Here is a 25,789-nt window from a genome sequence, read left to right on the forward strand (position 1 = left end):
AATGATTGAGATGAAATTAGTAGATGAGAGCAGTTTTCAGGCAGTGCTGGATTTGAAAATATCTGAAGCTGATGAACGAGCACGTTTTGTGGCTCCAAATGTACGCTCTTTAGCTGACGCATGGCTCTACCGGGAAAATGAAGATGTGTTTCCGAGGGCAATCTATTGGGATAAGCAAGTGGTTGGCTTTCTCCTGCTGGAAATAGACAAGGATGAAGCGGAATACTTTATCTGGCGGATAATGATTGGTCAGCAGTACCAAGGAAGAGGTTATGGTAGAAAAGCCTTGGAAGTTCTAATCAAAGAGGCTCAGATGGATAGAGTCTGCAGTCATATTGTTGCAGATTATGTGGTTGGAAATGAAAAAATGAAGCACCTGTTGACTAGTTTGGGTTTTCAGGAAACAGGATTTATAGAAGAAAATAACGAAGTCGCTATGCGCTTGGACTTAAAGAAAGAGGAATAGAATGACGAAAAAAGCCTTAATCAGCGTCTCAGACAAAGTGGGTATTGTTGAATTTGCCCAAGAACTTAAAAAACTCGGTTGGGACATCATCTCAACAGGTGGGACCAAGGTTGCCCTTAATAATGCTGGGGTAGATACCATTGCGATTGATGATGTGACTGGGTTCCCAGAAATGATGGATGGTCGTGTCAAGACCCTTCACCCAAATATCCACGGGGGACTTTTGGCTCGTCGTGACTTGGATAGTCACTTGGAAGCAGCTAAGGACAATCAGATTGAGTTCATCGACCTTGTTGTGGTCAACCTTTATCCATTCAAGGAAACAATCCTCAAACCGGATGTGACTTACGCTGATGCAGTTGAAAACATTGACATCGGTGGGCCATCTATGCTTCGTTCAGCAGCAAAAAATCATGCCAGTGTGACGGTTGTGGTAGACCCTGCTGACTATACAGTGGTTTTGGACGAGTTGTCAGTTAACGGCGAAACCACTTACGAAACTCGCCAACGTTTGGCAGCCAAGGTTTTCCGTCACACAGCGGCTTATGATGCCTTGATTGCAGAGTATTTCACAACTCAAGTGGGTGAAAGCAAACCTGAAAAGCTGACCTTGACTTATGACCTCAAGCAGGCCATGCGCTATGGGGAAAATCCTCAACAGGATGCAGATTTCTACCAAAAAGCCTTGCCGACTGACTACTCGATTGCATCTGCTAAACAGCTTAACGGGAAAGAATTGTCATTCAACAATATCCGTGATGCGGATGCTGCCATTCGTATCATTCGTGATTTCAAAGATCGTCCAACCGTTGTGGCTCTCAAACATATGAATCCATGTGGAATTGGTCAAGCTGACGACATCGAGACTGCTTGGGACTATGCTTATGAGTCTGACCCAGTCTCAATTTTCGGTGGAATCGTCGTTCTCAACCGTGAGTTGGATGTTGCGACAGCTGAGAAGATGCATGGTGTTTTCCTTGAAATCATCATCGCACCAAGTTATACGGATGAAGCGCTAGCTATTTTGACCAATAAAAAGAAAAACTTGCGTATCCTTGCCTTGCCATTTGATGCTCAAGAGGCTAGCGAAGTGGAAGCAGAATACACAGGTGTTGTCGGTGGACTTCTGGTACAAAACCAAGACGTGGTCAAAGAAAGCCCAGCTGACTGGCAAGTGGTGACCAAACGCCAGCCAACTGAGACAGAAGCGACTGCTCTTGAGTTTGCTTGGAAAGCTATCAAGTACGTCAAATCAAACGGTATCATCGTAACCAATGACCACATGACACTTGGTGTCGGTCCGGGTCAAACTAACCGTGTGGCTTCTGTTCGCATCGCTATTGAGCAAGCTAAAGACCGTCTTGACGGCGCTGTTCTTGCTTCGGATGCCTTCTTCCCATTTGCGGATAATGTGGAAGAAATCGCCAAAGCAGGGATCAGGGCTATCATCCAGCCGGGTGGATCCGTCCGTGACCAAGAGTCTATCGAAGCTGCTGACAAATATGGCTTGACAATGGTCTTTACAGGTGTGAGACATTTTAGACATTAAGAACGTTAAAGGGAAGAAAACAGTTTCTTTCCTTTTTTGCGTAAAAATGCGGATTGAAACAAGATTAAAACGAACGTTTGTGGTATAATATTATTAAATAATTCGCAAAAGAGGTTGAGGGATGAAGCTGTTAGTTGTCGGTTCGGGTGGTCGTGAACATGCGATTGCTAAGAAGTTGCTTGAGTCAAAAGACGTTGAAAAAGTATTTGTAGCTCCTGGGAATGACGGTATGACTCTGGATGGTCTGGAATTGGTAAATATCTCTATTTCCGAACATTCTAAATTGATTGACTTCGCAAAGGCCAACGATATTGCTTGGACCTTTATCGGTCCAGATGACGCCCTTGCGGCTGGTATCGTGGATGATTTCCATGCAGCTGGTCTCAAAGCCTTTGGTCCGACAAGATTGGCAGCGGAGCTGGAGTGGTCCAAGGATTTTGCTAAGGAAATCATGGTCAAATATGGCGTTCCGACAGCAGCCTATGGCACATTTTCAGATTTCGAGGAAGCCAAGGCTTATATCGAAAAGCAGGGGGCGCCTATCGTAGTCAAGGCGGATGGCTTGGCGCTTGGGAAGGGTGTTGTCGTTGCGGAGACGGTTGAGCAAGCAGTCGAAGCAGCTCACGAGATGCTTTTGGACAATAAATTTGGTGACTCAGGTGCGCGTGTGGTTATTGAGGAATTCCTCGACGGAGAGGAATTTTCACTTTTTGCCTTTGTCAATAGAGACAAGTTCTACATCATGCCAACAGCTCAGGACCACAAACGTGCATACGATGGCGACAAGGGACCTAACACTGGTGGGATGGGGGCCTATGCGCCAGTTCCACACTTACCACAGAGTGTAGTTGATACAGCGGTTGAGACTATTGTCAAGCCAATCCTTGAAGGGATGATCAAAGAAGGCCGTCCGTATCTTGGCATCCTCTATGCAGGGCTTATCCTGACAGCAGAAGGTCCTAAAGTCATCGAGTTCAATGCTCGCTTTGGAGATCCTGAAACACAGATTATCTTGCCTCGTTTGACATCTGACTTTGCACAAAATATTACAGATATTCTGGATAGCAAGGAGCCAAACATCACCTGGACGGATAAGGGTGTGACTCTGGGTGTGGTTGTCGCATCAAACGGCTACCCGCTAGACTATGAAAAAGGTGTCAAGTTGCCAGCCAAAACCGATGGCGACATTATCACCTATTATGCAGGGGCTAAGTTTGCAGAAAATAGCAGAGCACTGATCTCAAACGGCGGACGAGTTTATATGCTCGTTACCACAGCAGCCACCGTCAAAGAAGCCCAAGCCAGCATCTACCAAGAACTATCCCAACAAAAAATAGAAGGACTCTTCTACCGAACAGATATCGGAAGCAAGGCAATTAAGTAAAGATATAAGAATAACGCGCCGTAGTCGCCAAACACGATAATGGTCGTCGTGGTGAAAAGACCAGAACAGTGAATGTTCTGGTCAGGGGGAAACTTTGAGACCTTAGGCTCAAAGTTTAGGAATGAAACCGAAGGTTTGCTTCCGTCCCCACCACCTAAGACCATTATCAAAAAAGAAGAAAAAAGGAAAAATTATGACTAAACCAATTATTTCCATCATCATGGGCTCAAAATCCGACTGGGCAACCATGCAAAAAACAGCAGAAGTCCTAGACCGCTTCGGTGTAGCCTACGAGAAGAAGGTTGTCTCTGCCCACCGCACACCAGACCTCATGTTCAGACATGCCGAAGAAGCTCGTAGCCGTGGCATCAAGGTCATTATCGCAGGTGCAGGTGGCGCAGCCCACTTGCCAGGAATGGTAGCTGCCAAAACAACCCTTCCAGTCATTGGTGTGCCAGTCAAGTCTCGTGCTCTTAGTGGAGTGGATTCACTCTATTCTATCGTTCAGATGCCGGGTGGGGTGCCTGTTGCGACCATGGCTATCGGTGAAGCTGGAGCGACTAACGCAGCTCTCTTTGCCCTCCGTCTCCTCTCTGTAGAAGATAAGTCCATTGCGGATGCACTTGCCAACTTTGCTGAAGAACAAGGAAAAATCGCAGAGGAGTCGTCAAATGAGCTCATCTAAAACAATCGGAATTATCGGTGGCGGTCAACTGGGTCAGATGATGGCCATTTCTGCTATCTACATGGGGCACAAGGTTATCGCGCTGGATCCTGCGGCGGATTGCCCGGCTTCTCGCGTGGCGGAAATCATTGTGGCACCTTATAACGATGTGGACGCCCTCCGTCAGTTGGCAGACCGTTGCGATGTCCTCACTTACGAGTTTGAAAATGTCGACGCTGACGGTTTGGATGCCGTTATCAAGGATGGACAACTCCCTCAAGGAACAGATCTGCTCCGCATTTCGCAAAATCGTATTTTTGAAAAGGACTTTTTGTCAAACAAGGCTCAAGTCACTGTGGCACCCTACAAGGTCGTGACTTCTAGCCTAGACTTGGCAGATATCGACTTGTCGAAAAACTATGTCCTCAAGACTGCGACTGGTGGCTACGATGGTCATGGACAAAAGGTTATTCGTTCAGAAGCAGACTTGGAAGCAGCCTATGCGCTAGCAGACTCAGCAGACTGCGTCTTGGAAGAATTTATCAACTTTGACCTTGAGATTTCTGTCATCGTGTCAGGAAATGGCAAGGAGGTGACGTTTTTCCCAGTTCAGGAAAATATCCACCGCAACAATATCCTGTCTAAGACCATCGTACCAGCCCGCATTTCTGAAAGTCTAGCAGACAAGGCTAAAGCTATGGCAGTGCGAATCGCAGAACAACTCAACTTGTCTGGAACTCTCTGTGTGGAAATGTTTGCGACAGCTGATGACATCATTGTCAATGAGATTGCTCCACGACCACACAACTCAGGCCATTACTCTATTGAAGCCTGTGATTTCTCTCAGTTTGACACCCATATTCTCGGTGTTCTCGGAGCACCATTACCAGTCATCAAACTCCATGCGCCAGCCGTTATGCTCAATGTCCTAGGTCAACACGTCGAGGCTGCTGAAAAGTATGTCGCAGAAAATCCAAGCACCCACCTCCACATGTATGGTAAAATAGAAGCAAAGCATAATCGTAAGATGGGACATGTGACCTTGTTTAGTGATGTACCGGATAGTGTGGATGAGCTTGGGGAAGGGATTGATTTTTAGGACAAGTCTATGATACAAATTATCGTTAATACATTTATTGAAAAGGATAAGACTGGAGTAGTTGTTGAAGTGTTGTATGCCAGTGCTGACCAAGATAAGGTACAAGCTAAATATGAAGAACTAGCTGCACAATACCCCGAAAATTATTTAGCTATCTATGATGTACCGCTGGATACGGATTTGAATACACTAGATCATTACCCGTCTGTGTTTATTGAAAAAGAGGAGTTTGAGTAGAAATCTTGGTTTACCTAGATAGCTTATTCCCAACAGCTTAAGAAGAAAGGAAAAATTAACACATGATCAACCGTTACTCTCGCCCTGAGATGGCGAATATTTGGAGTGAAGAAAATAAATACCGTGCTTGGCTTGAGGTGGAAATCCTCTCTGACGAGGCATGGGCTGAGTTGGGGGAAATCCCTAAGGAAGATGTGGCTTTGATTCGCAAGAAGGCGGACTTTGACATCGACCGTATTTTGGAAATTGAGCAGGAGACGCGCCACGATGTGGTGGCTTTCACGCGTGCGGTTTCTGAGACTCTTGGTGAAGAGCGCAAGTGGGTTCACTATGGGTTAACTTCTACCGACGTGGTGGATACTGCTTATGGTTACCTCTACAAGCAGGCCAACGACATCATCCGTCGTGACCTTGAAAACTTCACTAATATCATCGCTGACAAGGCCAAGGAGCACAAGTTCACCATCATGATGGGGCGTACTCATGGTGTGCACGCTGAGCCGACAACTTTTGGTCTTAAATTGGCAACTTGGTATAGCGAAATGAAACGCAATATCGAGCGTTTCGAGCATGCGGCTGCTGGTGTAGAAGCTGGTAAGATTTCTGGTGCGGTTGGGAACTTTGCCAATATCCCACCATTTGTAGAGGAGTATGTCTGCAACAAGCTTGGTATCCGTGCTCAAGAAATCTCTACACAAGTCCTTCCTCGTGACCTTCACGCTGAGTACTTTGCAGTTCTTGCCAGCATTGCGACTTCAATCGAACGTATGGCGACTGAGATTCGTGGTCTACAAAAATCTGAGCAACGCGAAGTAGAAGAGTTCTTTGCTAAAGGGCAAAAAGGGTCTTCAGCAATGCCTCACAAACGCAACCCAATCGGTTCTGAAAATATGACTGGTCTGGCGCGTGTCATTCGTGGTCACATGATTACGGCTTATGAAAACGTCGCTCTCTGGCACGAACGCGATATTTCCCACTCATCAGCTGAGCGTATCATCACACCAGATACGACCATTTTGATTGACTACATGCTCAACCGTTTTGGAAATATCGTCAAGAACTTGACAGTCTTCCCAGAAAATATGATCCGAAACATGAACTCGACTTTTGGTCTTATCTTTAGCCAACGGGCTATGTTGACATTGATTGAAAAAGGCATGACCCGTGAGCAAGCCTATGACTTGGTGCAACCAAAAACAGCCTACTCTTGGGACAACCAAGTAGACTTTAAACCACTTCTTGAGGCAGATTCAGAAGTAACATCACGTCTCACTCAAGAAGAAATCGATGAAATCTTCAACCCAGTTTATTACACCAAACGAGTGGATGATATCTTTGAACGTCTTGGACTAGGTGATTAATTAAAAAATAAACAGCGAGCTTCAATCTCGCTGTTTATTTTTTATCGAAAAGACTTAGTCTTCTTTTCTTTTAGTGAGTCCATAGGCTGCTAGTGTGGACATGAGTCCTGCGACTACTAGTCCTGCAGAATCGTGAGTTCCTGTTTCAGGAAGTTTTTTCTCTGTTACCACAGGAGCTGGATCTTGAGGAAGAGCTTTGCTTTCCTCAGCAGGAGCAGTTGATGGAGCTGGTTGGCTTGGGATTTCTAGTTTTGGTTTTTCTTCAGCAATAGCGGCTTGTCCGTTTTCATCGCCTACATGTGTTACCATAGTTCCGACTTCGACTATTTGAGTAACGGCTTCCTGTGCTACGACACTATTTACAAGTGTTTTCACTTCCTTACCATCGGCAGAAGTGCTCACAGAGTAGAAGTTGCTACGATGTCCATTGACGCCCTTAGTAATGACTTGTGTTTTTCCTTTGAGTAAGAGTGGATTTTCACGAGTCACTGTGGTAAATGGAATTTCTTCTTCTTGGATATCCAGTCTAGGTTTTACCTCAGTAGTTGGTGCAAGACCACTTTCATCACCCTTGTGAGTTACAGGAGAGCCAACTTCAACCACTTGGTTTATAACTTCTTTGGTTACCTGGCTATCAAGGACTGTTTCTGTTGTTTTTCCATTTTCAGTGAGTACAGAGATGTAATGAGTTCGTTCACCTTTGACTCCTGCTGTGATAATATTTTCCTGACCAGCTGGGAGGTTAGGATTTTCTTTCTTGATAACTTCAAATGGAATTTCTTCAGTTCTTGTGATGAGTTCTGGTCTGGTTTCAACATTGGCAGCCACTTCATTTTCATCTAGGCTTCCTGAATGAGTTGCAGCTGGTTTGAGGCCTTGAAGAGCGGCTTTTAGGTTGGCTACAAGTGTGTCAAGCTCAGCTTGTTTATTACGGTTGAGGTTGTAATTTAGAGCTGTTTTAGCTGCGTCAAGGGCCTCAAGACTTTCTTTACTATATCCTTCTAAGTTTGTAGGAATTTTAGCTAATTCTTCGCGGAGAGCATTATAATTAGCACGGAAGTAGTCTTTGTTGTGGTCTGCAAAGGCAGTCATGAGTTCAAAGATTTCCTCTTCCTTGTACTCAGCGCTTGGTCTATCTGCCCAGATTGAAAGCATACTTCCGACTGTTGGAAGATCTACTTCAGGATATTTGGTAGAAGCTAGTTGATTGAATGGAACTTTACCAGAATTTTCAACTGCTTTTGAAAGAGGGTAAGCTTCATCTTGTTTGTGATTGCCTATAACATAATACCAGTCACCGTTGGTATTCAAGAATTTATAGCCTTTGCTTGCTAGGTATTGAGGTGATGCGAGGTTATATCCCCACCAGCCTTTAGACCAGTAAGAAATCAAGACATCTTTGTCAAACTGAACATCGTCCTTGTCTTCATAGTAGAAGCCATCGTTGAAGGCCATTGGTTGAAGCCCTCTTTCTTTGGCCATAGCTGCGAGGGTGTTGGCATATTCGGCAAATTTGCCATAGAGTTGATACCACTTGAGGTAGTACCAGCCTTGGGCACTAGTCGCATCGTTGGCGTATTCGTCAGTACCAAAGTTGAAAATCTTTGTTTTACCTGCAAAGAAGTCCATGTATTTACCGATGAGGGCTTTTACAAAGTTCATCGCTTCTTCGTTTTTCAAGTCCATAGTTGTTTTTGAAACTTTATCAAAGTGGGCTTGAGGATTTTTAATACCTAATTTTTCCATGGCAACCAGCATAGCATCCATGTGACCTGGACTGTTAATAGCTGGGATGAGACCGATGTCCTTAGATTTAGCGTATTCAATTAGCTCTGTCACTTCTGCCTGTGTTAGTGCAGTACCGTTTGGATCGTCGTAGTAAGCTTTAGTTCCTTCGATAATAGCTTTTTTAACGTCATCACTAGCATAGGTTTTTCCGTTGGCAGTAATGGTCATATCATCGAGTAGAAAGCGAAGTCCGTCATTTCCTAGAAGGAGATGAACATCAGAATATCCGAGCTCACTGGCCTTGTCTACGATGCGTTTGAGCTGGTCCAGAGTAAAGTATTTGCGTCCAGCATCGATTGAGATTACCTTGTTTTTGGCAAGTTTTTCAACCTCACGTTTAGCTTCTTCTTCTTTTTGAGCTTCAGGCGTGAGGGTCAAGTTGTTGACAGTTTCTTGAAGTCTAGCAATGGCTTGATCAATCGTATCTTGTTGGGTACGGCTAAGGTTGCTATCGAGAGAGCGAATAGCTTTTTCAGCTTCTTTTACGGCCGCGACGCTTTCTGCAGTATAACGGTTCAGGTCTTTTGGTACCTCGTTAAGTGTTTGCTCTGCAGATTCATAATCAGCTGCGAAGTATTCAGCGTTGGCATTTGCAAAATGACGCATGAGTTTGAAGAGGCGTGATGGTGAATAACGTGCAGATGGAGTGTCAGCCCAAGCAGCTACCATACCACCGATGATTGGGATATCAGCTCCTTCTGTTTTTGGTACAGAAGTGATTGGTGTGTTTTTAATACCATTGAGCCCCTGATCGAGATTGTACCAGCCTTGGCCATCAGCGTTTCGTCCAAGAACGTAGTACCAAGCATCATTGGTATTAAGGATTTGGTGACCTTTTTCAGCTAGTAGTTTAGAAGAAGCGACATCGTAGCCTCCCCAACCACCAGTCCACATAGAAACGATGATGTCTTTGTCAAAACTACCAAAGCTTGTGTCGCTATTGTAGTAGATACCGTCGTTAAAAGCCATTGGTTTGAGACCGTGCGATTTTACAATACGAGCGAGGTCATTGGCGTAGGCAATAAATTTTTCATAGCCTTTTACAGGGTAGCCTTCGTTTGGATAGTATTTATCAGCTTGAAGCACACTCCAACCTTTAGCATCTGTCGCATCATTGGCATATTCATCAAGTCCGATGTTGAAGATTTCAGTCTTTTTCGCGAAATAAGCAGCATACTTGTCGATAAGGGCTTTTGTAAAAGCGACAGCTTGTTCGTTGTCAAGATCGACAGTACGGGCTGATTTCTTCCCAAAATAGCTAAAGTTAGGGTTTTGGATTCCCAATTCTTTCATGGCATTGAGAATCGCATCCATGTGTCCAGGACTATTTACTGTCGGAATGAGACCGATACCTTTATCTTTGGCATAGTTAATCAGATCTGTCATTTGACTTTCTGTTAAGTGATTGCCGTTTGGATCGTTGTAATAATCATTTGTACCTTTTTCAATGGCGCGTTTGACATCGTCACTGGCATAGGTCTTGCCGTTAGCTGTGATGCTCATATCGTCCAACATGAAACGGAGTCCATCATTTCCGACTAATAGGTGTAAATCAGTGTAGCCATAATGTTTCGCTTTATCGATGATTTCCTTGAGCTGTTCTGGTGAGAAATATTTACGTCCAGCATCAATAGAAACAATTTTCTTTTTCGCTAGTTTTTCATTTACAGTTGCAGCACGTTCCTTTCCTGCCTCTGTTTCCGGTTTGTCAGCCTCTGCTTTCGCTTCATCTTTTTCAGCTGGTTTATCCTTGTCAGTCTTGTCTGTATTTGACTCTTTAGAATCAACCTCTTTCGCTTCTTTCTTTTTAGGGCTAGCTTCTTCTGCCTTTTTATTAGCAGTTTCTTTTTCAGCAGAAGTTGGAGTTACCACTTCTGCTTTATCACTAGGAGTTGAACTAACTTCCTCTTGTGGTTTTTCTTCTGTTTTTGGAAGACTAGCTACCTTATCAGTAGCTGGAGTTTCTGTTTCTACAGTTTTTAGAGTTTCTGGTTGAAGCTCTGCTTTAGGTGTTTCCTCAGTCCGATTTTCGGATGATTGAGGGGAATCAGAAACCGTATGGATGGTCGGTTGGTTTTCTGTAGTAGTAGGAGTAACTCCATCGGCTGCAACAGTATGTGCTTGGAAGGCAAATCCAATTAGAACAGAAGCTGTTCCTACAGCGTATTTACGAATAGAAAAACGCTGTTGTTTTTCATGTTTCATTGCAAAACCTCCTGATTGCATTGTTATATTGATAGCGATTATATAAATCAACGCCTTTATTTTATTTCTTATATTAACGAGAGTCAAGAGGAGATGACAAAAAACTATAATAAGTATAAAAAAATATAAAATTTAAACTTAAGATTTCAGATTGGTCGGAAAAAATACGTATATATATCTAGTATAATTTTTGGTTCTATTTCTATAAAATATTCCACAAATTATAGAATTTTCCAAAAATAGGTAAGCGCTACCTTTTTGGTGTAGTATAATAAGCATAGAAAAAGCCCAAGCGATTAGCTCAGGTTTTCTTCTTAGTGATCACGGTCACATGAGATAAATTTAATCTTGTAGTAATCAGATCGTTTGTAAGTTTCACTGTATTCTAAAACTTGGCCAGTTGATTCGAGTTTGGTGATTTTAGTTTGTAGGACAGTAGGGAATTGTTCATCGACTCCGAGGACTGAAGCCGCATGTTCTGGAGTTGGAAAGACTATTTCGTTGATTTCTTCAAAGTGTTCATCATTCATGTGAATGTGGTAGTCTAACTTGAAACGATTATAGATAGAACTATAGTATTCAAGGTTTGGATAATTTGCGTTGATATATTGTTCTGGGATGTAGGATGTATGGTAGATATAAACGACACCGTTTGATTCGCGGATACGTTCAATCTTGTAGTAGAATTGATCGCCGCGTAGACCCAATTTTTCCAAGTAAACAAGCTTGTTTCCGCGTTCAATTGAAAGAACAGTTACCTTATCATCTTTAGCATTGAAGAGTTCAATATCTGAAAACTCTACAAGCTTGTGTTTGCGTGCACGTGAAACGAAGGTTCCTTTTCCTTGTTGGCGGACAATATAGCCATCTTTGGCAAGGTCGTTTAAGGCGCGAACAACTGTGATAGAGCTGACATCGTACATTGAAATGAGTTCTGCTTCAGTGTAAAATTTATCTCCACTGCTAAACTGCCCAGAGATGATTTTATTTTTTAATTCGTCTTTTATGTATTGATATTTGGGAATTGCCATATTTTTACCTCTATTTTCCTTCTCCATAGAAAATTTTACCATAAAAGCGAAAAAAATAGTAGTCTTTTGAATAAAAAATTAGAATAATAGTTTGAAAAATTAAGCGATATAGGGATTGCTCGTATTTTATAAATGTATTCTATACAAAATTATTTTAGGTTCTCTATTCCGAATTTAAAGAGCGTTTGAAATGGGTCTGAAAATGTTTGAAATTAATTGAACGGGTGTATAATAGTAAAATTGCAGTAAATATCCCTACAATTTCTATTGACAATTCAAACAGATTGGTTTATAATGACTATAACAACAAATGAAAGCGCAAACTTTCGCAGTCAGAAGGTAGTTTTATGACACGATTTGAGATACGAGATGATTTCTATCTCGATGGAAAATCATTTAAGATTTTATCTGGTGCCATTCATTATTTTAGGGTTCCTCCAGAGGATTGGTATCATTCGCTCTATAACTTGAAGGCTCTTGGTTTTAATACGGTAGAGACTTATGTGGCTTGGAATTTACACGAGCCTCGTGAAGGTGAGTTTCATTTTGAAGGTGATCTGGATTTGGAGCGATTTCTCCAAACGGCACAAGATTTGGGTCTTTACGCTATCGTTCGTCCCTCTCCCTTCATCTGTGCGGAGTGGGAATTCGGTGGTTTACCAGCTTGGCTTTTAACCAAAGATATGAGGCTTCGTTCCTCAGATCCTGTCTATATTGAAGCTGTCGGTCGCTACTATGATCAGCTCTTGTCACGATTGGTTCCACATTTGTTGGACAATGGTGGCAATATCCTCATGATGCAGGTTGAAAATGAGTATGGTTCTTACGGAGAAGATAAGGCTTATCTGAGAGCAATTCGACAGTTGATGGAAGAGCGTGGCGTAACCTGTCCCCTCTTTACATCAGATGGTCCATGGCGAGCTACTCTGAAAGCTGGAACCTTGATTGAAGATGACCTCTTTGTGACAGGAAATTTTGGTTCTAAGGCACCTTACAACTTTTCACAGATGCAGGAATTCTTTGATGAGCATGGTAAGAAATGGCCGCTCATGTGTATGGAGTTCTGGGATGGCTGGTTCAATCGTTGGAAAGAACCGATTATCACACGGGATCCAAAAGAATTGGCAGATGCAGTTCGAGAGGTTTTGGAGCAAGGTTCTATCAATCTTTACATGTTCCACGGTGGTACAAACTTTGGCTTCATGAATGGTTGTTCGGCTCGAGGGACCTTGGACCTGCCACAAGTTACATCTTATGATTACGATGCCCTGCTGGATGAAGAAGGAAATCCAACTGCTAAATATCTGGCGGTCAAGAAGATGATGGCAACACATTTTCCAGAGTATCCGCAGTTGGAACCACTCTACAAAGAGAGTATGGAGTTGGATGCTATTCCACTAGTTGAAAAAGTTTCCTTGTTTGAAACCTTAGATAGCTTGTCAAGTCCGATAGAAAGTCTCTATCCTAAAAAGATGGAGGAGTTGGGACAAAGCTATGGCTACCTACTCTATCGAACAGAAACAAACTGGGATGCAGAAGAAGAAAGACTTCGTATCATTGATGGTCGAGATAGGGCTCAGCTTTATGTCGATGGTCAGTGGATTAAAACCCAATATCAGACAGAGATTGGGGAAGATATTTTTTATCAAGGCGAAAAGAAAGCGTTATCTAGGATTGACATATTGATAGAAAATATGGGGCGTGTCAACTATGGACATAAGTTCTTAGCAGATACGCAACGTAAGGGAATTCGGACAGGGGTTTGTAAGGATTTGCACTTCTTACTAAACTGGAAACACTATCCACTTCCACTAGATAATCCTGAGAAAATTGATTTTTCAAAAGGATGGACAGAAGGACAACCAGCCTTTTACGCTTATGACTTTACAGTTCAAGAGCCAAAGGATACTTACCTAGACTTGTCTGAGTTTGGTAAGGGAGTTGCCTTTGTCAATGGGCAGAATCTAGGACGTTTTTGGAACGTCGGCCCGACTCTCTCACTTTATATCCCTCATAGCTATCTCAAGGAAGGTGCCAATCGTATCATCATCTTTGAAACAGAGGGCCAATATAAAGAAGAGATTTATTTAACTCGTAAACCTACACTAAAACACATAAAGGGGGAAAACTTATGACAATTGTAGGATGCCGTATTGATGGACGTTTGATCCACGGACAAGTAGCCAATCTTTGGGCTGGAAAACTAAATGTTTCACGCATTATGGTTGTAGACGACGAAGTTGTCAACAACGATATTGAAAAGAGTGGTTTGAAACTTGCGACACCACCAGGTGTGAAATTGAGTATTTTACCAGTTGAGAAAGCTGCAGCCAATATTCTTGCTGGCAAATACGATAGCCAACGTCTCTTTATCGTGGCTCGTAAACCAGACCGCTTCCTTGGTTTGGTAGAAGCAGGTGTACCACTTGAAACCCTTAATGTTGGGAATATGTCTCAAACACCAGAAACTCGTTCTATTACACGTTCTATCAACGTAGTAGACAAGGATGTGGAAGACTTCCACAAACTGGCAGAAAAAGGTGTTAAACTTACTGCTCAGATGGTTCCAAATGATCCAATTTCAGACTTTTTGAGCTTATTAAAATAGGAAAAAATTTTTTAGGAGGTCATTGTTATGATACAATGGTGGCAAATTTTACTTCTCACTTTGTACTCAGCTTATCAAATCTGTGATGAGTTGACGATCGTTTCATCTGCAGGTTCCCCTGTATTTGCTGGTTTCATTACTGGTTTAATCATGGGAGATGTGACTACTGGTTTACTTATCGGTGGTAACTTGCAACTGTTCGTTCTTGGGGTTGGTACCTTCGGTGGTGCTTCTCGTATCGACGCAACTTCTGGTGCGGTTCTTGCGACAGCCTTCTCTGTTTCACAAGGAATTGATGCACCGCTTGCAATTACTACAATCGCTGTACCAGTAGCAGCTCTCTTGACTTACTTCGACGTTCTTGGTCGTATGACTACTACCTTCTTCGCTCACCGTGTGGATGCTGCAATCGAACGCTTTGACTATAAAGGTATTGAACGCAACTACTTGCTTGGTGCGATTCCGTGGGCTCTATCTCGTGCCCTTCCAGTCTTCTTTGCCCTTGCTTTTGGTGGTGCTTTTGTACAATCAGTAGTAGACTTCGTTGAAGCCTACAAATGGGTTGCAGATGGCTTGACACTCGCAGGACGTATGCTTCCAGGTCTTGGATTTGCAATCTTGCTTCGTTACCTTCCAGTTAAACGTAACCTTCACTACCTTGCTATGGGATTTGGTTTGACAGCTATGTTGACTGTTCTTTACTCATATGTAACAGGTCTTGGTGGCGCTGTTGCTGGTATCGTAGGTACTCTTCCTGCTGAAGTTGCTGAAAAAATTGGTTTCGTGAACAACTTCAAAGGTTTGTCTATGATTGGTATTTCTATCGTAGGTATTTTCCTTGCAGTGCTTCACTTCAAAAATAGCCAAAAAGTAGCTGTAGCAGCACCTTCTACACCATCAGAAAGTGGGGAAATCGAAGATGACGAATTCTAATTACAAACTTACAAAAGAAGATTTTAATCAAATCAACAAACGTAGCTTGTTTACTTTCCAATTAGGTTGGAACTACGAACGTATGCAAGCTTCTGGTTACCTTTACATGATCTTGCCTCAGTTGCGTAAAATGTATGGTGATGGAACTCCTGAATTGAAAGAAATGATGAAAGTTCATACTCAATTCTTCAATACTTCGCCATTCTTCCATACCATTATCGCTGGTTTTGACCTTGCCATGGAAGAAAAAGATGGTGTAGGTTCAAAAGACGCCGTTAACGGTATCAAGACAGGTTTGATGGGACCATTCGCTCCTCTTGGGGATACAATCTTTGGTTCACTTGTACCTGCTATCATGGGGTCAGTCGCAGCAACTATGGCTATCGCTGGCCAACCTTGGGGGATCTTCCTTTGGATTGCAGTTGCAGTAGCGTATGACATCTTCCGTTGGAAACAGTTGGAATTTGCTTACAAAGAAGGGGTTAACCTTATCAACAATATGCAAAGTACCTTGACAGCTTTGATTGACGCTGCATCTGTACTTGGTGTCTTCATGATGGGTGCTCTTGTAGCAACAGTGATTAACTTTGAAATTTCTTACAAGTTGCCAATCGGTGAAAAGATGATTGATTTCCAAGACATCTTGAACCAAATCTTCCCACGTTTGCTTCCAGCAATCTTTACTGCCTTTATCTTCTGGTTGCTTGGTAAGAAAGGTATGAACTCTACTAAAGCTATCGGTATTATTATCGTACTTGCTTTGGCTCTTTCTGCCCTTGGTCACTTTGCATTTGGAATGTAATTCCTTATGACCAAATCATTAATTTTGGTGAGCCATGGTCGCTTCTGTGAGGAGCTTAAAGGTAGCACAGAAATGATTATGGGCCCACAAGACAACATTTACACAGTAGCTCTTCTTCCAGAAGATGGCCCAGAAGACTTTACTGCAAAATTTGAAGCAGCTATTGAAGGGTTGGATGATTTCCTAGTCTTTGCGGATCTTCTCGGTGGAACACCTTGTAACGTGGTCAGTCGTTTGATCATGGAAGGTCGTGACATAGAACTTTATGCAGGGATGAATCTTCCAATGGTGATTGAATTTATCAATGCGAGCCTGACAGGCGCAGATGCGGACTACAAGAGCCGTGCTGCAGAAAGCATTGTGAAAGTTAATGACCTGTTAGCTGGCTTCGATGATGACGAAGATGAATAAGATGTGACAACGTGAAAATCGTTAGAGCATTCTATATAGAATATACATGGGAATGGGGCTTACTCCCATTCCCATATTTGATAGAAAAAGAGGAACTCAATGCTACATTATACAAAAGAAGACTTACTCGAATTGGGTGCAGAAATCACGACACGTGAAATCTACCAACAGCCTGATGTATGGAAAGAAGCTTTTGAATCTTATCAAGAAAAACGTGAAGAAATTGCAGCCTTCCTACAAGGAATTGCTGATAAACATGACTATATCAAGGTCATCTTGACAGGTGCTGGGACTTCTGCTTATGTGGGAGACACCTTGGTGCCTTACTTTAAGGAAGTCTATGACGAACGCAAATGGAATTTCAATACCATTGCGACCACAGATATTGTTGCCAATCCAGAAACTTATTTGAAAAAAGATGTGGCGACTGTCCTTGTATCCTTTGCTCGCAGTGGGAACTCGCCTGAAAGTGTGGCGACTGTTGAATTGGCCAAAGCCTTGGTGGATGAGCTTTACCAAGTGACGATTACTTGTGCAGTAGATGGTAAATTGGCTCTTCAAGCTCATGGAGATGATCGCAATCTTTTGCTTTTGCAACCAACTGCTTCTAATGACGCTGGATTTGCCATGACTTCTAGCTTTACGTCTATGATGTTGACAGCTCTCTTGGTCTTTGATCCTACAGAATTTGCTGTTAAGTCTGAACGTTTTGAAGTTGTATCTAGTCTTGCCCGTAAAGTTCTAGACAATGCAGAAGATGTCAAAGAGCTTGTTGACCTAGACTTTAAGCGTGTCATCTACCTAGGCGCTGGTCCTTTCTTTGGGCTTGCTCATGAAGCTCAGCTCAAGATTTTGGAATTAACAGCTGGTCAAGTTGCGACTATGTATGAAAGTCCAGTTGGCTTCCGTCACGGTCCAAAATCACTTATCAACGAAGATACAGTTGTCTTGGTCTTTGGTACAACGACAGACTACACTCGCAAGTACGACTTAGACTTGGTTCGTGAAGTTGCTGGTGACCAGATTGCTCGTCGTGTTGTGCTTTTGAGTGATCAAGCCTTTGGTCTTGAAAATGTCAAAGAAGTGGCCCTTGGTTGTGGCGGTGTCTTGAATGATATTTACCGTGTCTTCCCATACATCGTATATGCTCAACTCTTTGCTCTATTGACTTCACTCAAGGTAGAAAATAAACCAGATACACCGTCTCCTACAGGTACCGTAAACCGTGTGGTACAAGGTGTTATCATCCACGAATATCAAAAGTAATACTGCGTTTATAGATTCTTGACAAGAGGATTTGTAAATTATCAGATAAACCATAGATTGTCAGTAGGCTTTCTATGGTTTGTTTGCTTGAGAGAAATAGTAAAAGGAGAACAGAATGAAAGCATACACAGAGCGTGTGTTTGGAAATGTTGAGGGCAAGGATGTCTTGGCCTATCGTTTTGAGACGGACGGTGGCTACCAGCTTGAAGTCATGACTTATGGTGCGACTATCTTGAGTTATGTCACACCTGATAAGGCTGGAAATTTTGCCAACGTTATTTTGGGATTTGATGACTTTGATAGCTATGTAGGTAATAGCCCCAAGCATGGAGCTAGCGTAGGTCCTGTGGCAGGTCGTATTGCTGGCGCGACCTTTGAGCTTAATGGCAAGACCTATAACCTTGAAGTCAACAATGCTAGCAACTGTAACCACAGTGGTTCAACTAGTTGGGATTCGAGTTTGTTTGAATTGGTTGAAGTGAGCGACCATGGCTTGACCCTCTACACAGAGCGTACAGATGGGACAGGAGGATTTCCTGGAAATCTCAAAATCTGGATCAGTTATCACTTGGAAGAAACTGGTGCCTATGAAATCAGCTACAAGGTAACAACCGATCAGGATACGCTGGTTAATCCAACCAATCATAGCTACTTCAATTTGTCTGGTGATTTTACGCAGACAATTGACCGTCATGTCTTCCAACTAAACACAGAGGGTATTTACCCAATCGCTCCCGACGGTGTTCCGGCCAAAACTCCAGATGCTAATCGTGATGTGGTTAAACACATCTACAATGGTGCTTTGTTGAAGGATATTTTTGCAGAAGAAGATGAGCAAATTCAGCTGGTGTCTGGTTTGGACCATCCATTTGCCCTTCCTGCAGGTCATGACAATGCTGGTTTCCTTTATGACCAAAACTCAGGTCGTTTCCTACTCTTCAAAACAGTGGCTCCTTGCTTTGTAGTCTACACAGCAAACTTTGTGGATGAGAGTGTACTTGTGGCTGGTCAGCCAATGGTGCAGCACAATGGGATTGCCCTTGAAGCGCAAGCTTTACCAGATGCCATTCACAGCGACCTCAAAGACCAAGTCATCCTTAAAGCTGGTCAAACCTTCACCAGTAAGACACGTTATGAACTTGTTGTGAAATAAAAAAGCTGGTCAAAAAGTCTTTAAAATTAAAATAACGCATATTGTCAGGTGATGAAAAGTTTGATAATATGCGTTTTATTATGAAATGATTTACTTTATATTATCCTGAAATGGTGTTATTTTTGAGTTATCTGGCTTGACTTTCTTGATGGAAATTATACAATAGTTGTAATAATTACAACGAGAAAAGAGGACCATTTATGACCTATGAATACAAGAGTCACATTTATTTGGCAGAGACAGTTTTAAATGTAAAGGATTTGGCCAGTCAAACAGCCTTTTATCAGCAAGTTATTGGTTTAGAAATCTTATCTCAAACTGAGACAGAGTCCATTCTAGGCCTTGGTGGAAAAGTCTTGGTACAGCTGATTCAAGCACAAGAGAGCGGAGAAGTGAGGGAACATTATGGTCTTTACCATTTGGCCATTCTCTTACCCACACGCAAGGCTTTGGCTGATGTCTTGAAACACCTGACAGATTTACAGATTCCTCTTGTCGGCGGTGCAGACCATGGTTACAGTGAAGCTATTTACTTGGAAGATTTGGAGGGAAATGGCATTGAACTCTATCGAGATAAGCCGGTTTCCACATGGGATATTCGAGAAGATGGACGCATTATCGGAGTGACGGAGGCTCTTGCGGCGCAGGACATTTATGAGTTGGGGGAAAGAGTAGAGCCCTTTATCTTGACAGAAGGTACGAGAATGGGGCATATTCATCTTTCCGTCAAGGATAGTCGAAAGTCCAGCCAGTTTTATCAAAAGGTGTTAGGGCTAGAGGATAAATTCAGTGTGCCTAGCGCTAGTTGGATTGCGGCTGGAGATTACCATCATCATTTAGCAGTTAACGAATGGGGAGGAAAAGGTCTGGATTCGCGTAAGCAAGGCTTACCAGGTTTAGCCTACTATGTCATCGAAGTCGCACATAAAGAAGAACTGTTAACGATTGCCCAACGAGCACAAGAAGTTGACGCACCAATCAAATGGATGACATCGAGCCAATTGGAAATCACAGACTCAGATGGAATTGTGACTCGTATTTGCTTAGCTCGATAGACAGGATGTGATGAAAATCAGAGCATCAATTGTAGAAAGTGGTTTTTATTCTAGTATTAGCTTTTCCTCAGTTCATCAGCTTCCTCCTTGACACTTTGTCAGTTTTTGGTACAATAGTACAAAATTAGAGGAGGTGGGTTATGATTCAGAAACATGCGATTCCCATTTTAGAGTTTGATGATAATCCTCAGGCGGTTATCATGCCCAATCACGAGGGGTTGGATTTACAGTTGCCAAAGAAGTGTGTCTATGCTTTCTTAGGTGAGGAGATTGACCGCTATGCGAGGGAAGTAGGAGCCAACTGTGTCGGCGAATTTGTTTCTGCCACCAAGAATTACCCAGTATACGTCATCAACTACAAGGGTGAGGAGGTCTGTCTGGCTCAGGCTCCTGTCGGTTCAGCTCCAGCATCCCAGTTTATGGATTGGTTGATTGGCTATGGTGTGGAGCAGATTATTTCCACAGGTACCTGTGGTGTGCTAGCCGATATAGAGGAAAATGCCTTTCTAGTCCCTGTTCGTGCTCTACGAGATGAAGGAGCTAGTTATCACTATGTGGGACCTTCCCGTTATATGGAAATTCAGCCAGAGGCTATTGCTGCCATTGAGCAAGTTTTGGAAGTCAGAGGGATTCCCTATGAAGAAGTCATGACCTGGACGACAGACGGTTTTTACCGAGAAACGGCTGAAAAGGTGGCTTATCGTAAGGAAGAGGGCTGTGCTGTTGTGGAGATGGAGTGTTCTGCGCTTGTGGCAGTAGCCCAACTGCGTGGGGTTCTCTGGGGAGAATTGTTGTTCACAGCTGATTCCTTAGCAGACTTGGACCAGTACGATAGTCGTGACTGGGGATCGGAAGCTTTTGAGAAGGCGTTAGAACTGAGTTTAGCAAGTGTTGTGCAACTTTAGTCGCTTTTCTCGGCAGTTTCTTATCTTAGTGAAGGAGAACTTTAAAAGCTTGATTGATGATTATTTTTTGCCGAATAAAATAGGAAGTCGGTAGTTTTTAGACGTTTCTAGAAATGGACGAGTTTGGATAACCTCTTTTTTAGGATAAGCGTACGCGATGTTTTGTCCATTCCTATTTGAGATATTTCTTCTGTTTTATGGTACAATGGAAACATGTTATTCAAATTATCTAAGGAAAAAATAGAGCTAGGCTTATCTCGTTTATCGCCAGCCCGTCGTATTTTTTTGAGTTTTGCCTTGGTCATTTTACTAGGCTCTCTTCTTTTGAGCTTGCCCTTTGTCCAAGTTGAAAGCTCACGAGCGACTTATTTTGATCATCTTTTCACTGCTGTCTCTGCAGTCTGTGTGACAGGTCTTTCAACCCTTCCAGTAGCTCACACATATAATATCTGGGGTCAAATAATCTGTTTGCTCTTGATTCAGATCGGTGGTCTAGGGCTCATGACCTTTATTGGGGTTTTCTATATCCAGAGCAAGCAAAAGCTTAGTCTTCGTAGCCGTGCAACTATTCAGGATAGTTTTAGTTATGGAGAAACTCGATCTTTGAGAAAGTTTGTCCATTCTATTTTTCTCACAACTTTTCTAGTTGAGGGTTTGGGAGCTCTATTCCTCAGTTTTCGTTTTGTTCCACAACTTGGCTGGGGGCGCGGTCTTTTTAGTTCCATTTTTCTAGCTATATCCGCCTTCTGTAATGCAGGTTTTGATAATTTGGGGAGCACCAGTTTATTTGCTTTTCAGACCGATTTACTGGTCAATCTGGTGATTGCAGGCTTAATTATTACAGGTGGTTTTGGCTTTATGGTCTGGTTTGATTTGGCTGGTCATGTAGGAAGAAAGAAAAAAGGGCGCCTGCACTTTCATACGAAGCTTGTACTATTATTGACTCTAGGTTTGTTGTTATTTGGAACGGCAACTACTCTCTTTCTTGAGTGGAACAATGCTGGAACGATTGGCAATCTCCCTGTTGCCGATAAGGTTTTAGTTAGCTTTTTTCAAACAGTGACGATGCGAACAGCAGGCTTTTCTACGATAGATTATACTCAGGCTCATCCTGTGACTCTTTTGATTTATATCTTACAGATGTTTCTAGGTGGGGCACCTGGGGGAACGGCTGGGGGGCTCAAGATTACGACATTTTTTGTCCTCTTGGTCTTTGCGCGAAGTGAGCTTTTGGGCTTGCCTCATGCCAATGTTGCGAGACGAACGATTGCGCCGCGAACGGTTCAAAAATCCTTTAGTGTCTTTATTATCTTTTTGATGAGCTTCTTGGTAGGATTGATTCTACTAGGGATGACAGCCAAAGGCAATCCTCCCTTTATCCACCTCATATTTGAAACCATTTCAGCTCTTAGTACAGTTGGTGTAACGGCAAATTTGACTTCTGATCTTGGGAAATTGGCTCTCAGTGTTATCATGCCACTTATGTTTATGGGACGAATTGGTCCCTTGACCTTGTTTGTTAGCTTGGCAGATTACCATCCAGAAAAGAAAGATATGATTCACTATATGAAAGCAGATATTAGTATTGGTTAAGAAAGGAAAGAGAATGTCAGATCGTACGATTGGAATTTTAGGATTGGGAATTTTTGGGAGCAGTGTCCTAGCTGCCCTAGCCAAGCAGGATATGAATATTATCGCTATTGATGACCACGCAGAGCGCATCAATCAGTTTGAGCCAGTTTTGGCGCGTGGAGTGATTGGTGACATCACAGATGAAGAATTATTGAGATCAGCAGGGATTGATACCTGCGATACCGTTGTCGTCGCGACAGGTGGAAATCTGGAGTCTAGTGTGCTTGCGGTTATGCACTGTAAGAGTTTGGGGGTACCGACTGTTATTGCTAAGGTCAAAAGTCAGACTGCTAAGAAAGTGCTAGAAAAGATTGGAGCTGACTCGGTTGTCTCGCCAGAGTATGAAATGGGGCAGTCTCTAGCACATACCATTCTTTTCCATAATAGTGTTGGTGTCTTTCAGTTGGATAAAAATGTCTCTATTGTGGAGATGAAAATTCCTCAGTCTTGGGCAGGTCAAAGTCTGAGTAAATTAGACCTCCGTGACAAATATAATCTGAATATTTTGGGCTTCCGAGAGCAGGAAAATTCCCCATTGGATGTTGAATTTGGACCAGATGACCTCTTGAAGGCAGATACCTATATTTTGGCGGTCATCAACAACCAGTATTTGGATACCCTAGCAGCATTGAATTTGTAAAAGAGGGAGCTTCCCTCTTTTTTGATGCTTAAGATGATAAATAGAGACAGAAGCCTTGTATTCTAGTAAAAGTTCTTCAAAGGCTGGACTTTATGGTAGAATAGAAAGCAGTGACAAGAGAGAGTAATACTCTTCGAAAGTCAAATTTAAACCACGTCAACGTCACCTTGCCGTAGGTATAGGTAACTGACTTCGTCAGTCTTATCTACAACCTCAAAACAGTGTTTTGAGCTGACTTTGTCAGTTTCCTAGTTTGCTCTTTGATTTTCGAAGAGTATAAGAAAAATCAGTCCCCTAAAGGAGTAGATTATGAAGTTATTGTCTATCGCCATTCCTAGCTATAATGCTGCAGCCTATCTTCATTACTGTGTGGAGTCGCTAGTGATTGGTGGTGAGCAAGTTGAGATTTTGATTATCAATGATGGGTCTCAGGACCAGACTCAGGAAATCGCTGAGCGTTTAGCCGACAAGTATCCTAACATCGTTAGAGCCATTTATCAGGAAAATAAGGGCCATGGTGGTGCGGTCAATCGTGGCTTGGTAGAGGCTTCTGGGCGCTATTTTAAAGTAGTTGACAGTGATGACTGGGTGGATCCTCGTGCCTACTTGAAAACTCTTGAAACCTTGCAGGAACTTGAGAGTAAGGGTCAAGAGGTTGACGCCTTTGTGACTAATTTTGTTTACGAAAAGGAAGGTCAGTCTCGTAAGAAGAGTATGAGCTACGAGTCAGTCTTGCCTGTTCGGCAGATTTTTGGCTGGGACCAGGTCGGAAATTTCTCCAAAGGCCAGTATATCATGATGCACTCGCTGATTTATCGGACAGATTTGTTGCGTGCTAGCCAGTTCCAACTGCCTGAGCATACTTTTTATGTCGATAATCTCTTTGTCTTTACCCCTCTTCAGCAGGTCAAGACCATGTACTATCTGCCTGTCGATTTCTATCGTTATTTGATTGGGCGTGAGGACCAGTCTGTCAATGAGCAAGTGATGATTAAGCGCATTGACCAGCAACTTAAAGTCAATCGACTCTTGGTAGACCAGCTTGATTTATCCCAAGTGAGCCACCCCAAAATGCGAGAATATCTGCTGAATCATATCGAGATTACGACGGTGATTTCCAGTGCCCTGCTCAATCGAGCAGGTACAGCAGAGCATTTGGCAAAAAAACGGGAGCTGTGGACCTATATTCAGCAGGAAAATCCAGAGGTTTTTCAGGCTATCCGTAAGACCATGCTTAGCCGTTTGACCAAACATTCAGTCTTGCCAGCTCGCAAACTGTCCAATGTCGTCTATCAAATCACCAAATCTGTTTATGGATTTAATTGATATAAGTATTTTATAAGAGGGATTTAAGAAAAATTTTAACTTTTTCTTAGTCCTTTTTAATTTTAGGATATTATACTAGAGTCATCAAATAAAGAAAAACTCTAAGGAGAACCCTATGAAATTCAATCCAAATCAAAGATATACTCGTTGGTCTATTCGCCGTCTCAGTGTCGGTGTTGCCTCAGTTGTTGTGGCTAGTGGCTTCTTTGTCCTAGTTGGTCAGCCAAGTTCTGTACGTGCCGATGGGGTCAATCCGGCCCCTGCTCAAGTTGTACCTGAAGAGACATCGGGAACGAAAGAGGGTGACTTAGCAGAAACTCAGGGAGATACTGTTCTTGCTCAAGCGAAACCTGAGGTCGTTGCTGGAAATACGAATTCACTTTCTACACTTACAGAAGGAACTGAAGTGAGCGAGGAAACAAGCCCTTCTCGTCTGGATACACTTTTTGAAAAAGGTGAAGAAGCTCAAGAAAATTCAGAGCTAGCAGATGTCTTAAAAGAAGCTGTAGATACAGCTGATGTGGATGGGAAACAAGCAAGTCCAGAAGATATTAAAAAAGCTGTCGATGAGGATGTTAAAGACAGTATCGATGTCCCAGCGGGCTACCTAGAACAAGCCAAAGTTTCCGGTCCTTTCTTGGCTGGTGTAAACAAACCGCTTAAATATGAACTTTTCGCAGGCGATGGTATGTTGACTCGTCTCTTGCTCAAAGCATCTGACAAGGCTCCATGGTCAGATAATGGTAAGGATAAAAATGAAAAAATTCCACCAGTGAAAAATTTACCTGATGGCAAGTATTACTATCAAGTATCTTTGAATGGTAACACTACAGGTAAGCAAGATCAGGATTTATTAGATACACTTCGTACTAATGGTACAAATACCTATGAAGCTACCCTGACTGTCTATGAAGCAGCCGGTGATAAACCAAATTTGAATAAGGTTGTCAAGGAACGTAAAGTCAATATTACCTTGAACGGTCTTGTAACAAGAAGCGATGTCAAATCTGCAGTTAAAAACAACATCAAAGACAGTATCGATGTTCCAGCAGCCTACCTAGAACAAGCCAAGGGTGACGGTCCATTCACAGCTGGTGTTAACCATGTGATTCCATACGAACTATTCGCAGGTGATGGCATGTTGACTCGTCTCTTGCTTAAGGCATCTGACAAGGCTCCATGGTCAGATAACGGCGACGCTAAAAACCCAGCCCTATCTCCACTAGGCGAAAACGTGAAGACCAAAGGTCAATACTTCTATCAAGTAGCCTTGG

22 protein-coding genes are annotated in these 25,789 nt (G+C 42.8%); 20 read left to right on the forward strand and 2 right to left on the reverse strand.

What is annotated here, in order from left to right; translation table 11 throughout:
- Position 1: 1 nt before the first annotated feature.
- From HT709_RS08365 to purB, 7 genes are all read left to right on the forward strand, one after another.
- Entirely contained in the window at positions 2-466 is a 465-nt protein-coding gene (locus HT709_RS08365; protein WP_023935456.1) for a GNAT family N-acetyltransferase, read from the forward strand.
- A 1-nt stretch (position 467) separates the two neighbouring features.
- The gene (gene purH, locus HT709_RS08370) at positions 468-2,015 is read left to right on the forward strand and encodes a bifunctional phosphoribosylaminoimidazolecarboxamide formyltransferase/IMP cyclohydrolase (protein ID WP_000161907.1); all 1,548 of its coding nucleotides are present in this window, start codon (positions 468-470) and stop codon (positions 2,013-2,015) included.
- A 121-nt stretch (positions 2,016-2,136) separates the two neighbouring features.
- Entirely contained in the window at positions 2,137-3,399 is a 1,263-nt protein-coding gene (gene purD / locus HT709_RS08375) for a phosphoribosylamine--glycine ligase (protein ID WP_000772181.1), read from the forward strand.
- A gap of 193 nt (positions 3,400-3,592) precedes the next feature.
- Entirely contained in the window at positions 3,593-4,084 is a 492-nt protein-coding gene (gene purE, locus HT709_RS08380) for a 5-(carboxyamino)imidazole ribonucleotide mutase (RefSeq protein ID WP_000165489.1), read from the forward strand.
- The gene (purK, locus tag HT709_RS08385; RefSeq protein WP_172925676.1) at positions 4,071-5,162 is read left to right on the forward strand and encodes a 5-(carboxyamino)imidazole ribonucleotide synthase; all 1,092 of its coding nucleotides are present in this window, start codon (positions 4,071-4,073) and stop codon (positions 5,160-5,162) included. The genes purE and purK overlap by 14 nt, the downstream gene beginning before the upstream one ends.
- Positions 5,163-5,171: 9 nt before the next feature.
- Entirely contained in the window at positions 5,172-5,399 is a 228-nt protein-coding gene (locus tag HT709_RS08390) for a hypothetical protein (protein WP_050091235.1), read from the forward strand.
- Between the two features lie 62 nt (positions 5,400-5,461).
- On the forward strand, positions 5,462-6,760 hold the full coding sequence (purB, locus tag HT709_RS08395; protein WP_000610749.1) for an adenylosuccinate lyase: 1,299 nt from the start codon (positions 5,462-5,464) through the stop codon (positions 6,758-6,760).
- 54 nt (positions 6,761-6,814) lie between these two features.
- Here purB and strH read toward each other — a convergent pair whose 3' ends face one another.
- Positions 6,815-10,753 carry an LPXTG-anchored beta-N-acetylhexosaminidase StrH gene (gene strH, locus HT709_RS08400; RefSeq protein WP_172925677.1) on the reverse strand — a complete coding sequence of 1,313 codons (3,939 nt, stop codon included), beginning with the start codon at positions 10,751-10,753 and terminating at the stop codon, positions 6,815-6,817.
- A 314-nt stretch (positions 10,754-11,067) separates the two neighbouring features.
- Positions 11,068-11,784 carry a GntR family transcriptional regulator gene (locus tag HT709_RS08405; protein ID WP_001007202.1) on the reverse strand — a complete coding sequence of 239 codons (717 nt, stop codon included), beginning with the start codon at positions 11,782-11,784 and terminating at the stop codon, positions 11,068-11,070.
- A gap of 347 nt (positions 11,785-12,131) precedes the next feature.
- On the opposite strand from HT709_RS08405, the gene HT709_RS08410 reads away from it, so the two are divergent.
- The 13 genes from HT709_RS08410 to HT709_RS08470 form a co-directional block, all read left to right on the forward strand.
- Entirely contained in the window at positions 12,132-13,919 is a 1,788-nt protein-coding gene (locus HT709_RS08410; protein ID WP_172925678.1) for a beta-galactosidase, read from the forward strand.
- On the forward strand, positions 13,916-14,392 hold the full coding sequence (locus HT709_RS08415) for a PTS system mannose/fructose/N-acetylgalactosamine-transporter subunit IIB (RefSeq protein ID WP_000156967.1): 477 nt from the start codon (positions 13,916-13,918) through the stop codon (positions 14,390-14,392). Before HT709_RS08410 ends, HT709_RS08415 begins: the two co-directional genes overlap by 4 nt.
- 27 nt (positions 14,393-14,419) lie before the next feature.
- On the forward strand, positions 14,420-15,325 hold the full coding sequence (locus tag HT709_RS08420; protein WP_000616999.1) for a PTS mannose/fructose/sorbose/N-acetylgalactosamine transporter subunit IIC: 906 nt from the start codon (positions 14,420-14,422) through the stop codon (positions 15,323-15,325).
- Entirely contained in the window at positions 15,312-16,127 is an 816-nt protein-coding gene (locus HT709_RS08425; RefSeq protein WP_000185297.1) for a PTS system mannose/fructose/sorbose family transporter subunit IID, read from the forward strand. The genes HT709_RS08420 and HT709_RS08425 overlap by 14 nt, the downstream gene beginning before the upstream one ends.
- Before the next feature lie 6 nt (positions 16,128-16,133).
- Complete coding sequence (locus HT709_RS08430; RefSeq protein ID WP_000167446.1) at positions 16,134-16,538, forward strand: PTS sugar transporter subunit IIA; 405 nt, start codon at positions 16,134-16,136, stop codon at positions 16,536-16,538.
- Positions 16,539-16,637: 99 nt separating this feature from the next.
- Positions 16,638-17,804 carry an SIS domain-containing protein gene (locus HT709_RS08435; protein WP_138706015.1) on the forward strand — a complete coding sequence of 389 codons (1,167 nt, stop codon included), beginning with the start codon at positions 16,638-16,640 and terminating at the stop codon, positions 17,802-17,804.
- 115 nt (positions 17,805-17,919) lie between these two features.
- On the forward strand, positions 17,920-18,957 hold the full coding sequence (locus HT709_RS08440) for an aldose epimerase family protein (protein WP_172925679.1): 1,038 nt from the start codon (positions 17,920-17,922) through the stop codon (positions 18,955-18,957).
- 200 nt (positions 18,958-19,157) lie between these two features.
- Complete coding sequence (locus tag HT709_RS08445; protein ID WP_023938627.1) at positions 19,158-20,012, forward strand: VOC family protein; 855 nt, start codon at positions 19,158-19,160, stop codon at positions 20,010-20,012.
- A 140-nt stretch (positions 20,013-20,152) separates the two neighbouring features.
- Positions 20,153-20,917, forward strand: a complete 765-nt coding sequence (locus tag HT709_RS08450) for a nucleoside phosphorylase (protein ID WP_054393107.1) — start codon at positions 20,153-20,155, stop codon at positions 20,915-20,917.
- 213 nt (positions 20,918-21,130) lie between these two features.
- The gene (locus tag HT709_RS08455; protein ID WP_000897723.1) at positions 21,131-22,510 is read left to right on the forward strand and encodes a TrkH family potassium uptake protein; all 1,380 of its coding nucleotides are present in this window, start codon (positions 21,131-21,133) and stop codon (positions 22,508-22,510) included.
- Between the two features lie 13 nt (positions 22,511-22,523).
- On the forward strand, positions 22,524-23,189 hold the full coding sequence (locus HT709_RS08460; RefSeq protein ID WP_001283900.1) for a TrkA family potassium uptake protein: 666 nt from the start codon (positions 22,524-22,526) through the stop codon (positions 23,187-23,189).
- 309 nt (positions 23,190-23,498) lie between these two features.
- Positions 23,499-24,515, forward strand: a complete 1,017-nt coding sequence (locus HT709_RS08465; RefSeq protein WP_000771879.1) for a glycosyltransferase family 2 protein — start codon at positions 23,499-23,501, stop codon at positions 24,513-24,515.
- A gap of 115 nt (positions 24,516-24,630) precedes the next feature.
- On the forward strand, positions 24,631-25,789 hold a 1,159-nt coding region (locus tag HT709_RS08470), incomplete at its 3' end, for a PavB family fibronectin-binding SSURE repeat adhesin (RefSeq protein ID WP_172925680.1).

It is taken from the genome of Streptococcus sp. 1343 (assembly GCF_013277355.1).
Taxonomy (GTDB): domain Bacteria; phylum Bacillota; class Bacilli; order Lactobacillales; family Streptococcaceae; genus Streptococcus; species Streptococcus pseudopneumoniae.